Source organism: Stenotrophomonas sp. TWI169, assembly GCF_039674705.1.
GTDB classification, from domain to species: Bacteria; Pseudomonadota; Gammaproteobacteria; order Xanthomonadales; family Xanthomonadaceae; genus Stenotrophomonas; species Stenotrophomonas maltophilia_P.
The window spans coordinates 352,338-365,219 of the sequence record NZ_JBDJOB010000001.1; the positions used below are offsets into that span (position 1 = coordinate 352,338).

Annotated in this window: 8 protein-coding genes; 1 reads left to right on the plus strand and 7 read right to left on the minus strand. The window is 66.1% G+C overall.

The features are described 5' to 3' along the window. Positions 1 to 5: 5 nt before the first annotated feature. The 7 genes from ABE543_RS01455 to ABE543_RS01485 all read right to left on the minus strand — a co-directional run bounded on the left by ABE543_RS01455 (position 6) and on the right by ABE543_RS01485 (position 11,133). Positions 6 to 1,430, minus strand: coding sequence for a sugar porter family MFS transporter (locus ABE543_RS01455; RefSeq protein ID WP_180875208.1), 1,425 nt, complete (start codon positions 1,428 to 1,430; stop codon positions 6 to 8). 30 nt (positions 1,431 to 1,460) lie between these two features. Further along, entirely contained in the window at positions 1,461 to 2,795 is a 1,335-nt protein-coding gene (gene xylA, locus ABE543_RS01460) for a xylose isomerase (RefSeq protein ID WP_053518508.1), read from the minus strand. 46 nt (positions 2,796 to 2,841) lie between these two features. After that, entirely contained in the window at positions 2,842 to 4,335 is a 1,494-nt protein-coding gene (xylB, locus tag ABE543_RS01465; protein ID WP_111186972.1) for a xylulokinase, read from the minus strand. A gap of 197 nt (positions 4,336 to 4,532) precedes the next feature. Further along, positions 4,533 to 6,065 carry a tryptophan halogenase family protein gene (locus ABE543_RS01470; RefSeq protein WP_111186973.1) on the minus strand — a complete coding sequence of 511 codons (1,533 nt, stop codon included), beginning with the start codon at positions 6,063 to 6,065 and terminating at the stop codon, positions 4,533 to 4,535. 8 nt (positions 6,066 to 6,073) lie between these two features. Beyond that, positions 6,074 to 7,090: a cupin-like domain-containing protein gene (locus tag ABE543_RS01475; protein ID WP_262218096.1), complete on the minus strand. Its 1,017-nt coding sequence runs from the start codon at positions 7,088 to 7,090 to the stop codon at positions 6,074 to 6,076. A 9-nt stretch (positions 7,091 to 7,099) separates the two neighbouring features. Further along, positions 7,100 to 7,858, minus strand: a complete 759-nt coding sequence (locus ABE543_RS01480; protein ID WP_283219304.1) for a SapC family protein — start codon at positions 7,856 to 7,858, stop codon at positions 7,100 to 7,102. A gap of 137 nt (positions 7,859 to 7,995) precedes the next feature. Next, positions 7,996 to 11,133, minus strand: a complete 3,138-nt coding sequence (locus ABE543_RS01485; protein WP_053518517.1) for a TonB-dependent receptor — start codon at positions 11,131 to 11,133, stop codon at positions 7,996 to 7,998. A 402-nt stretch (positions 11,134 to 11,535) separates the two neighbouring features. Between ABE543_RS01485 and ABE543_RS01490 the strand changes: the two genes are divergently transcribed. Continuing rightward, positions 11,536 to 12,783 carry an arsenic transporter gene (locus ABE543_RS01490; protein WP_340044848.1) on the plus strand — a complete coding sequence of 416 codons (1,248 nt, stop codon included), beginning with the start codon at positions 11,536 to 11,538 and terminating at the stop codon, positions 12,781 to 12,783. Positions 12,784 to 12,882 lie beyond the last annotated feature (99 nt).

Below are 12,882 nucleotides of genomic sequence, written 5' to 3' on the forward strand. Positions count from 1 at the left end.
GGCGCTCATCCTTCCATCTGCTCCAGTTCCTTGCCCTTGGTCTCGTGCACATGGCGCAGCACGAACACGACCGAGACCACCGCGGCCACCAGGTAGATGCTGTAGGTTGCCGCCAGCCCGGCCGCGGCCAGCAGCATCGGGAACGTCACCGTGACCGCGAAGTTCGACGTCCACTGCGCTGCACCGGCGACGGCCAGTGCCGAGCCCCGGATCTGGTTGGGGAACATCTCGCCCAGCATCACCCACATCACCGGTCCCCAGGACAGATTGAAGAACACGACGTAGGCATTGGCGGCGACCAGCGCCAGGGTGCCCATGCGGCCCGGCAGCTGCAGGTGCCCGTCGGCCAGCGAGCCGCTGGCGAAGGCCACCACCACCAGCGCCAGGGATACGGACATGCCCACCGAGCCGATCCACAGCAGCGGCTTGCGACCGATACGGTCGATCAGCAGCACGGTGACGAGGCATGCGCCGATGCTCAGTGCGCCGGACAGCACATTGATCAGCAGCGCGTCGTTCTCCGAGAACCCGACCGCTTGCCACAGCACGGCGCCGTAGTAGAAGACCACGTTGATGCCGACCAGCTGCTGGAAACAGGCCAGGCCGACACCCACCCAGACGATGGGACGGATCCGCCCGGTCGCCCTGCTCCTCAGGTCGGACAGCCGCGGACGATGATGGTCGGTGGACAGGGAGGCCTCGATCTCGTCGAGCGTGAGCTGTGCCTTGTCGCGGCCCAGCAGCCGGGTGAGAACCCGCAGTGCGTCCTCCTTGCGCCGCTTCACCACCAGGTAGCGGGGGCTCTCGGGGATGGTCAGCAACAGCAGCAGGAACACCAGCGAGGGCACCGCCTGCATCCAGAACATCCAGCGCCAGGCGGCCTGCCCTGCCCACAGAGGTTCCGTCGATGCCCCGGCGGCGGCGGCCAGCAGGTAGTTGGACAGGAACGCTGCGGTCAGCCCGCTGATGATCGCGATCTGCTGCACCGTAGCCAGTCGGCCACGGTAACGGGCGGGTGCCACCTCGGCGATGTAGGCCGGTGAAATCACGCTCGCCGCGCCAACTGCAAATCCCCCTATCACCCGCGCGACGATGAACCACGCGGAAGAACCCGCAGCGCCGGCCCCCAGCGCCGACAGCAGGAACATCACCGCCGACAGGATCAGCACATTGCGCCGCCCCAGCCGGTCGGCCAACCTGCCGGCGCTGAAGGCGCCCACGGCGCAGCCCAGCAACATCGAGGCGATCTCGAAGCCCTGCATCCATTCCCCGGAGCGGAACGCCTGGTGCAGGCCGTCCTGGGTGCCGTTGATGACGCCACTGTCAAACCCGAACAGGAACCCGCCAATCGTTGCCACCACGCTGATCAGAACGATCAGCCGTGTGTTCTCTCCGCCATCTGCTGCCTGGTTCATCGACATCCCCTCGATCGCTCCATTGCCGCCTTGACGCTGCCGTGCTCAGCGCAGCAGATACTGGTTGAGCAGGTTCTCGTAGCGTTCCTGCTTGCCGCTGGTCTGGCGCGGCTCGCCGATATCGGCGGCCAGCGTGGCCAGGTCGGCAAGGCTCAGCGTGCCGCGCTCGAAATCCTTGCCGGCTCCCGTGTCGAAGCTCGCGTAGCGCTCCCTGCGCCACTGCTCCCACGGCGACTCGGTGAGCAGTGCGTGTGCCACTTCCAGACCCCGTGCGAACGCGTCCATGCCGCCGATGTGGGCAATGAACAGGTCTTCCAGGTCAGTCGACTCCCGGCGCACCTTGGCGTCGAAATTCAGCCCGCCCTCCAGGCCACCCTGCCGCAGCACGACCAGCATCGCGCCTACGGTGTCGTACAGATCGCTCGGGAACTGATCGGTGTCCCACCCATTCTGCGCATTGCCACGGTTGGCATCGATGCTGCCAAGCAGGCCATGGTCGGAGGCCACCTGCAGGTCATGCTCGAAGGTGTGCCCCGAGAGCGTGGCGTGGTTCGCTTCGATGTTGAGCTTGAAGTCCTTGTCCAGCCCGTGCTCCTTCAGGAAGCCCACCACGGTCGCGCTGTCGAAATCGTACTGGTGCTTCATCGGCTCCATCGGCTTGGGCTCGATAAGGAAGTTGCCTTTCAGGCCGATGCTGCGGCCGTAGTCGCGGGCCATCGTCAGGAATCGCGCGAAATGCTCGATCTCGCGCTTCATCTGCGTATTGGCCAGCGACGCGTAGCCTTCGCGCCCACCCCAGAATACGTAGTGCTCGCCCCCCAGCTCGACGGTGGCATCCAGCGCGGCCTTCACCTGCACCGCGGCACGGGCAACCACGGCGAAATCAGGATTGGTCGATGCGCCGTTCATGTAGCGCGGGTGCGAGAACAGATTGGCCGTACCCCACAGCAGCTTGACCCCGGTGGCGTCCTGGCGGGCCTTGGCCAGGCGCACCATGTGCGTGAGATTCTTCTGGTACTGGCCAATGTCGTCTGCATCCGGCGCCAGGTCGATGTCATGGAAGCACCAGTACGGCACGCCCAGCTTGGTGAAGAACTCGAAGGCTGCATCGACCTTCGCCTCTGCAGTGGCGAGCGGCGAACCGGCCTCCCACGGAAACTGCCGGGTTCCCGGTCCGAACGGATCGTGGCCGGCGTTGCAGAAGGTGTGCCAGTAGCACACGGCGAAGCGCAGGTGCTCCTGCATGGTCTTGCCGCCGATGACCCGGTTCGCGTCGTAGACCTTGAAGGCGAGCGGATTGTCCGAGTCCCTGCCCTCGAACGGAATGCGGCCGACGCCCGGGAAGTACTCTTTGGCGCCGATGAAGGGCTGCGTGGTCATGGTACGTGCTCCTGTCGTTGTGCGGGATGTTGGAGGGAGGCGGACCTCAGCCGCGCTGCAGCGGCGTGACGGCCTCGAGATGGCGGAGAAAGCGCGAATAGGCGGAGGCATAGGCCCCACTGCGGCCGGAATCCGGACGCGCGGCCAGTGCCGGGTCCACGCGGACATGCTGCGCGGTGACCTCGCTGATCGGCGCGGCATCACCCTGCGACCGCCCGATGGCCCACAGGGCCTGCAGCGCCGCACCGAATGCCGCGCCTTCGGCCTGCACCGGCACGTCGACCGGCAGTCCGAACACATCGGCCACCAGCTGCCGCCACGCGGCACTGTTGCTGCCACCCCCGGTAAGCACGATGCGGTCGAACTGCATGCCGGCGCGCCTGAACGCGTCGTAGCCGAACTTCAGGCTGTAGGTCGCCCCTTCCATGGCAGCGCGGTAGATGTGCGCCGGCGTGAAGTTATGGGTGTCCAGGCCGGCCAGCACGCCCTTGCCCAGCGGCAGGTCGGGGGTGCGCTCGCCATTGAGGAACGGCAGCATGACCAATCCGCCAGCGCCGGGCGACGTCGCGTCGAGGTGGGCATCGCCGTCACGCGTACTGAAACCAAAGGTACTCGCTACCTGCTCGGTCACGACGGTGCAGTTCATCGTGCAGATCAGCGGCAGCCAGCCGCCGGTGGAAGAGCAGAAGGCGGCCCAGGCCCCGTCCGGATCGATCACCGGTGAATCGGAGTAGGCAAACAACGTGCCCGACGTTCCCAGGCTCATCGCCAGGCGGCCTTCCGTGACGCAGCCGGTGCCGATGGCCGCCATCATGTTGTCGCCACCGCCGACCGCCACCTTCACCGTCACCGGCAGTCCGAGCATGCTGGCAGCCGCGCGGTCGATATCGAACAACGCATCAGGCGGGGCGATGGGGGGAAGGCAGGCGGCAAGATCGCGGTCCGGATCCGTGGCGCGCAGCAGCGCCTGCGACCACGTGCGCGTGCGCACATCGAGCCAGCCCGTGCCGGAGGCATCTCCGTGCTCGCAGAACCGCTGCCCGGTCAACACGAAATTGAGATAGTCGTGCGGCAGCAGGATGGTCGCCAGCCGCGCATAGGCTGTCGGGCGATGCGTCTTCGTCCACGGCAGCTTGGAGGCCGTATAGCCGGCAAGGATCGGATTGCCGGCCAGCGCGATGGTCCGGTCGATTCCGCCGGCGGCATCCATGATCCGGGTGCATTCGGCCGACGTGCTGGTATCGCACCAGAGCTTGGCCGGCGCCAGCACGTCGCCCGCCGCATCCAGCGGCACGAAGCCGTGCTGCTGGCCCGATACGGCCAAACCTGCAATGCGTGACCGGAGCGATGGATCAATCCCGTCGAAGCAGGTGCGCAGCGCTGCCACCCAGTCGGCCGGCACTTGTTCCCGGCTGCCATCGGCGCCGCTGCTCATCTCCAGCGCCGCGCTGGTGCGGGCGACAACGGCACGCGCCTCCGGGTCGTAGACCAGCACCTTCAAACTCTGCGTTCCTGCGTCGACACCGGCAACCAGACCCATCGAAACCGCCTCCGAACACCGAAACGTTAGCGCTACCATTTCTGACATTCAAAAAAGGAGGCCTTGTTGCACTGCCTCCTCGTTTGCACGGCGTGCGTACCGCCCGCCGTGATGCCGCACTGTAACCAGCCGCGGCGGAAAAAGCGTGCTGCAACGCAAAACCCTGCTCGCCGTCGCGGCATCTGCAGGCAGACCTGTTACGACGCCGCCCTGTTCGCGTGCCATACCTCGGGGCCCGACCGGCAATAGCGGTCGATGAATTCCGCCTGCGATGGCATCTGCGTGGCCGCCTGCCGCACCGGCTGCTGGATGCGTTTCAGCAGCGTGCGCAGGTCGGCGTCACTCAGTGCCCGCGCAAGCGGGTGCGGGCGGCCCGGTTGGATGCCCTGGCCAAGCAGCACACTGGTCCACGACTCGACCCGGAACAGCTCGCCGGGGTCCTGCCACGCGTGCGCGCGCTCACGCCACGCGCGCAGCCGCTGCTGCAACGACTCGGGCACCGCCATCTCGCGGCACGCCTTCCACAACGGCTCTTCGCGCTGGGTGGCGTGGTAATGCAGGATGATGAAATCGCGCACGTGTTCCATCTCCTGGCGACTGACCTCGTTGTAGAGCTGCACCAGTGAGGCCGCGACCCCATCGAACGGAAACAACTGGATCAGCCGCACCACGGCGCTGATCGTCAGATGGATGCTGGTGGATTCCAACGGTTCGATGAAGCCACTGGCCAGCCCCAGCGCCACCACGTTCCTGTTCCAGGCCTGCAGACGGCGTCCACTGCGGAAGGGCACCTGCCAGGGTTCGCGCAGCGGCGGTGCGCCCACGTCGCGCAGCAGCTTCGCCCTCGCCTCGTCATCGGACATGTGCCGGCTGGAATAGACCAGCCCGCATCCGACGCGGTGCTGCAGCGCGATATGCCAACGCCATCCGGCTTCATGGGCGATGGCCCGGGTGTACGGCACCGGCGGCGCGATTGATTCGGTCTGTACCGCGACGGCACGATCGCACGGCAGCCATTCGTGCCAGTCCTCATAGCCGGTCTTCAATGTCTGCTCGATCAGAAGGCCACGGAAGCCGGTGCAGTCGATGAACAGATCGCCCTCGATGACCTGCCCGTCGTCCAGCACCAGCGACTGCACCGAACCATCATGCGCATGCTGTCTGACCTCGGCGATCCTGCCCTCCACCCGTCGCAGGCCTTGCGCTTCGGCTCTGCGGCGCAGGAACCGGGCGTAGAGACCGGCATCGAAGTGATAGGCGTAGCTGGGCTGCGGCTGGGTCTGCAGCGAGAAGCGGTCGTCGCGCGAGGCGACGCTCTCCAGGCAGAAATCGCCCAGATCCGATGGCATCCCGCGGCGGAGGCTGTCCAGCCAGAAATGGTGGAACGGCGTGGCCCAGGTGCCATGTCCGATGGTGCCGAACGGATGGAAGAAGCGCTCGCCCGGCAGGCGCCAGTTCTCGAACGAGATCGACAGCTTGAACGTGCCGGCCACCGCGCGCAGGAACTCCTGCTCGTCGATCTGCAGAAAGTGATGGAAAGTGCGGATGGGCGGTACGGTGGACTCGCCGACACCGACCGTACCGATCTGCTCGGACTCGACCAGGGTGATGTCCAGCTGGTCGCGGAATTGATGGGACAGCGCACATCCGGCCAGCCAACCGGCGGTGCCACCGCCGGCAATGACCACCTTGCGGATGCGCCCTTCTGCTGTGCTCGCGGTATCGATCACGGTGCCCCTCAGCGGTTGAGTCTGCCCAGCAGCATCGCGCGCATGCGGCGCGCGCGCTGCTCGTCGAACGGTGCAAGATCCCCCCGCGCATCGTCGGGCAGGTGCTGCCCCGCGCGCTCGCCGGGGCCGAATACGTAATACTGGAAGAGCGCTTCCCACGCCTTCTTTTCACGCGCGGGCAGATCGCGCAGGGCCCACATCGCATGGTGCAGCGCCGGCAGGGGCGAGCCGAGGAAGGCCGGCGAGCTACGCCACCAGTAGTTCACCAGCACATTGAACGGCGCCAGGCTGCGCACATGGTGCCACCACATGCTGGGAATGAAGATGGCATCCCCTGGCTCCAGCACTGCGCTGCGTGCACTCGCCAGGGCCTCCCTGAAGCGGGGATACCGGTCGAAGTCGGGACGTTCGAAGTCCACCACGCTCACCACCTGGCCGCCTGGCGTGGGATCCAGCGGGCCGGGGTAGAGATTGTCGATCTGTTCGGGCGGGAACAGCGTGAACTCGCGTCGGCCCACCGCGCAGCACGCAAGGTTGTCGGGGGTATCGAAATGGCACGATGCGGTGACGCGGTTGCCGATCCAGATGCTGGCCAACGCCTCGATGCCCTGCCCCGCCAACCCTGCGTGGTTGGCCTGTGCGAATGCCGGCAGCAATGCCCGCTCCACCGGCAGCGACGCCACGTAGTAGGTGGGCGGCCTCGGCTCATGCAGTGTCGAGGCGATGCCTTCCAGCACCTCGCTGAGCGATGCGCGACGGACCTCGAAGTTCAGCCGGCTGAAGTCGGCGGTGTAGAACGGGCGCCCGTCGATGTCCGGCCCGCCGAACGAGTACTGGATGGGCACGCCCGCGTCGACGCCGCCCAGGTAGGCCAGCGCGTCCAGCGTGGAGCGCTGTCCAGCCTCGACCAGCGCCCAGTGTGACGCAATGCCTCGCAGCACTACCGGCTCTCCGGCCTCGACCAGCGAGGCCAGGGGCAGCGCAGCAGGATCGATGCCCTCCAGTATCCGCATCGCAGCCCCCATCGCCCGCCCTCAGTTCCTGGCCGTGGACGCTGCTGCATCCTGCGCGCGCAGGCGCCGCTGCTTCTCGGCGATCAGGCGGCGCATGTTGTGCAGCGACGCCAGCATCAGGTAGGCGCCCTCAAGGCAGCCAGCGCGATTCAGCGCGGCCAGCGTCGAGTCGTCCAGCAGCGCCAGGCGCTCACGGTCGATGCCGTGCAATCCGTTCACGCTCACCCGGTGATGCTGCGTGATCTGCACGTCGAGCGTGATCGGCTGGATCAGTCCGCTTTCCTCGAGCATTGCAAACATCGCGGCGCCGAACGCGCTGCCATCATGGATGCCACGCAGCACGCCGGCGATGTGGTCCAGGTAGGGGGTGTTGCCACCCTGCGGCAGGAACAACGGCTCGCCGGCCTCGGTGCTGACCCGGGGATGGTCCAGATCGACATGCATCACCGCCTCACGGGTGAGCACACCGTCGACGTAATGCTCCTGGAATCCGATCAGGAACGGCCCCTTCGCTGCGGCTCCAGGAAGATAGGAGGCGTTCCAGCGGCCGTCCTGCAGGAACAGGTTCTCGTGCTGTTCAAACCCGAGCAGGGCGACGGCCTGCCATTCGCCCGATCCGGCCTGTTTGCGCAGGAAGATGGGATATTCCCGCTGCAGTTCGGCGAACTCGCTGGGATAGGCCGGCACCATGCCCACGGCGTCGCCGAACTCGGGGCCGAAGCCGGTGGCGACCCTCAGGTCCCGATGGGCGATGTTGTTGAGCATTTCATAGCGGGCCATCAGGATGTCCAGTCCGGTGCGGGGCCAGTGGCCGGCAGGGTACCGCCGGCACGTGCGACAGGTGCTGCGTCAGGACAGGCCCGCGCGGTACCGTTGCCGGGACAACGGTACCGTGCCGGACGGGTCCGTCGCCAGACTCAGAACTTGTAGCGGACACCCAGCATGTAGCGTGGGCTCTGGTCAGCCAGCTTCACGATCATCTGCGACGTGCGCGAGCGCCAGCGTACGTCCTCGCCGGTCAGGTTGATCGCTTCCAGTCCGAACGACCAGTGGTCGTCCAGCGTGTAGTTCACGCTCAGATCCCACTGCTCGTAAGCCTCCACATAGTAGGGATTGCGGCTGGCGCCCTGGTTGGCCAGGATCAGGTACTGGTCGCGCCAGTTCCACGCCAGGCGGACCGACCAGCCGTACTTCTCGTACATGAGCATGGCGTTGGCGGTATCACTCAGACCGGTGAGCGAGAACTGGTCGATGCCCGGATCGCCGCCATTGTTGTAGCCGACGTCGCCGCTGACGATCGTGTAGTTGGCCAGCACGCCGAAACCGGTGTCGCCGAAGAAGTACTGCCCGCCGAGCTCCCAGCCGTGCAGCTTGGACTTGTTCTGGTTGATCGGGCGGTTGACATTGAACTGGTACAGCGGATCGTCCGCCTGGCCATACAGATCGTAGGCCGCTTCGGTGGCCAGCACCTGCGCGTCGGTTCCGTTGTAGGCCGCCAGTCCGGCGGGGTTGTTGCGCAGCAAGGCCAGCGCGGTGAACAGCGAGGTGTCGTTGGCCGAGCAGGCGGCCGCATTGGCGGCACCGACCTGGGAGACGCAGGCTGCACTGGTGAGGAAGTCCAGAGCCGCACGCGCATCCGGGCCGGACGTGGGATCGGTCAGCCCGTACAGGCTCTCCTGGACAACGGTATTGCCGATGAAGTTGTCGACCGACTTGTTCCAGTAGGTCAGCGACACATAGCTGGCGTCGGCGAAATACCACTCCAGCCCGAGGTCGAGGTTGTCCGATTCCAACGGCTTCAGGCTGGGATTCTGCGCGTTGCCGCTGGCGCGCGACGACGGATCGATGAGCACCGATCCGAACGGCTGCTGTGCGCCCGGGCCCGCATAGAGATTGCCGTAGGGCGCGCGGGCGATGCTCTTGCCGAACGAGGCACGGCCCTTCAGCTCATCGGTGAAATCGATGCTGAAATCGAGATTGGGCAGGATGTAGCTGTACCTTGCCTTCTCGGTGAAGGGCTGCTGCTCGTCGGACAGCACGATGCGGAAATCATTGTTGGCCTGCCACTCGATGGACTCGGGCACGGCGATGACCGAGGTCGAGACCACGTCGGTGGTTTCGTAACGCACGCCCAGCCGGGTGTTGGTGCGCATGCTGCCCAGCTGGCCATCCAGTTCCACCTGGAAGTAGGCCGCCTTGGTCTTCTCTTCCACGAAGTTGTCGGCCGCGCGTTGCGGGCTGACTCCCAGCCCCACGCCATACTCGTCGGCCGCCCACTGTGCGAGCTGGCCGGCGTTGCCCCGCCATGCGGGCCAGCTGCTGGCGCTGTAGTCATCGAACAGGCCGACGATGTTGACCGGACGCAGCAGATCCATGAGCCCGGCATCGGTATCGCGGTTGACGTTGGCCACGCCCCAGTCGCCCAGGGTCGAGTAGGCCTCGGCTGCCTGGATGCGGTGCGTGGTCGACTTGTTGGTGTCCACGCCGAACTGGAACCGCCCCTGGTCGAAGTTCCATTCGCCATCCACGCGGGCCTGCTTGATCTCGCTCACCTGCGACTGTGCGTTGACACGCAGCACCTGGGTGCCGATCTCTCCCTCCTGGAAGCCCGGGTTGACCACGCCGTTGGTGCCGGCGATCGCATCTGCCGTGCTGGGATACCAGGTCTGCGTGCCGACCGGCAGACCATTGTTGAACTCCAGTTCCTGCACCCAGGAGCCGCCGCAATGGGGGCCACGGGTACAGTTGTTGGTGCCGGCAATGCTCATGAAGATCGAGCCGCCGCCGGTGAGCGGATCATTCGGACGACTCTCGTTCTTCGAATTGTGTGCGTCGAAGCTCAGCTTGAAGCGGTCGGTGACATTCCACACGGCATTGAAGCCAAGCGATCCCAGCTTGTACTCCTGCATGCTGCGCTGCTGTTCCAACCCGAAATCCTTGGTGCCGGCGATCTCACGGATGTAGACCGGGGTGGCCACCGCACCACTGGTATCGAACTGGACGTTGGTGTAGTTGCTGTTCTGCAGCCACATGCCCTGCTCGCCACGGTTCTCGGTGATCTCGTTGGTCGAGTAGGTGTAGTCCACGGTCAGGGTCAGGCTGTCCGTGGGCGCGAACTGCAGAACGGCCTGGCCGTTCACGCGTTCCCGCTCGAACTCCGAGAATGCATAGCGCAGGTCGTTCGGGCGTGCATAGAGCTGGCCGATCTCCGGCGCGTTGACCACCGTCGGGTTGCCGGGCATCGAGCCCGTCCACGGCTGCACGTTCCAGTAGTTCTCCGTGGCCTGCACCGAGCCGCCCTTGCGCTTCTGCTGGCTCGCGCTCAGGCTCACACCGAAGGTCTTTTCCGGGTTGCTGTAACTGAAGATACCCGACAGCTCCGGCGTCAGATCATTGTCGAACGGCTGGCTGCGGTCGGAGACGAGCTTCGCGCCGGCATTGGCGATGATGCCTTCGTGATCCAGCGGCCGCGCCGTCAGGATGTTGATCGTCGCGCCGATGCCGCCGCTGGGTACCTGCGCCTGGCTGGTCTTGTAGACCTCGATGCCGTTGATGGCCTCGGCGGCCAGCTGCGCGAAGTTGAAGGCGCGGGTGCCACCGTCGACGCCACCGATGGCGACCTGCCCGGACGCACCGAATGCATCGGCACCGGGCATCTGGCGTCCGTTGAGGGTCACCATGTTGAACTGCGGACCGAAGCCACGTGCAGTGACCTGTGCACCTTCGCCGTCACGACGCTCGATGGAGATGCCGGTGATGCGCTGCAGCGACTCCGCCAGGTTGGTATCGGGGAACTTGCCGATATCCTCAGCACTGATCGCGTCCACCACGCCAGCCGAATCACGCTTGATGTCCATGGCCTGGCTGAGGCTGTTGCGGATACCGGTCACCTGCACCGCGTCCAGCTGAGTAGGCTGCGTGGGCTGCGTCTGCGCCGTAGGCGGCTGTGCGGTGGTCGTGGAGGCCTCCTGTGCGAAGGCGGGATTGATCACCAGGACGCCGCCGACGAACGTGAACATGGCCCTGGAGCGGAACTTCGCCAAGGTCCGGCTCATGGACGGGTCCTCGGGTCTGGAGTAGCACGGAAACTGCGAGCGCTCATGAAAGTCCCCTATGACATACGATCGAATGGATGTACCGCCCCCTCCCAGGGGCACGCACGGGCGAGGCCCGTATTCCAAACCGAACATCGCGGGCGCCGGACGCGCCGCGACTCAAACTCGCTTTCAAGCCTGCCAGGACGAACACGCGGTAAAGAAGGCAGCCCCTGGACCCAAAACCCCGAATCTATTGGTAGCGCTACCATCGCGTTGAGGCGCAGACTAATCACCCTGGTTCCCGCTTGTCACCGTGCAGCGCAGCAAATCATTCCCGCGGCAGTCCCCTTGTGCGCATCGCACACGCGGCCGCGGCGCGACCCACACGGTATGATGCCGCGTTTCCTGCTCCCCCTCCCCATGCTCGCTTCCTACTCCTCCGCCATCATCTGGTCGGCGGTGGCGCTCGCCACCGTGGGTCTGCTGTTCCGTCCTTTCCGCCTGCCCGAGTATGTCTGGGCCGTCGTGGCGGCGGCGCTGCTGCCGCTGACCGGTGTGATGCAGGTCGGCACGGTCCTCGGCGCGGTCGCCGAAGGCGGTGATGTCTATCTGTTCCTGGTTGGGATGATGGTTCTGGCAGAGCTCGCGCGGCGGGAAGGCCTGTTCGACTGGCTGGCGCTGTACGCGGTGCGGCACGCGGGGGGCTCCGGGCGGCGGCTGTTCGACCTGGTGTTCCTGGTGGGCACGCTGGTGACGGTATTCCTCTCCAACGACGCGACCGCCGTCGTGCTGACCCCCGCGGTCTATGCCGCGTGCAGGGCGGCCCGCGCCAATCCCCTGCCCTACCTGTTCGTCTGTGCGTTCATCGCCAATGCGGCAAGCTTCGTGCTGCCCATCTCCAATCCGGCCAATCTGGTGGTGTATGGCAGGCACATGCCACCGCTGCAGCAGTGGCTGGCGCAGTTCGCGTTGCCGTCGCTGGCGGCGATCGGTGCGACCTACCTGGTCCTGCGCTGGGTGCACCGCCGCGAGATCGCGCAGCCACTGGCCCCGGCGCCGGAACATCGCCCCCTGTCTGCTGGCGGTCGCCTGAGTGCTTACGGCGTGCTGTTCACCGGCTCAGCGCTGCTGGTGACGTCGGCGTTGAACGGCCCGCTGGGTCTGGTGACCTTCTGCGCAGGCAGCGCGAGCGTCGTCGCCGTCGCCCTTCGCCAGCGCCAGAGTCCGCTGCCGCTGCTGCGCAACGTGTCCTGGGGCGTGCTGCCGCTGGTGGCAGGTCTGTTCGTTCTGGTCGAAGGCGTGGCACAGACCGGCGTGATACAGATGGCGGCCAGTGCGCTGGAGTCCCTTGCCCGCACCTCACCCCACCAGGCCGGGTGGCTGGCCGGCTCGGTCGCAGCCCTGCTCAGCAATCTCGCCAACAATCTGCCGGTGGGTCTGGCCGCAGGCTCACTGGGGCAGATGGCCGACCTGCCGGCGCAGACGCGCGCGGCACTGCTGATTGGTGTGGACCTCGGCCCGAACCTGTCGGTGACCGGTTCGCTGGCGACCCTGCTGTGGTTGGTGGCCCTGCGTCGGGAAGGCGAACATGTCAGCGGGCTCGACTTCCTGCGCATCGGCGTACTGGTGATGCCGCCCGCGCTGCTCGGGGCATTGCTGCTGCTCTGAGCCATCGCTGGTCCGGCACAGGGTTCAGTGCGGCTGCCTGCGCGAGCGGAACGCCGCCACCTTCATGCGGTTTCCGCACTGGGCCATGCTGCACCAGCG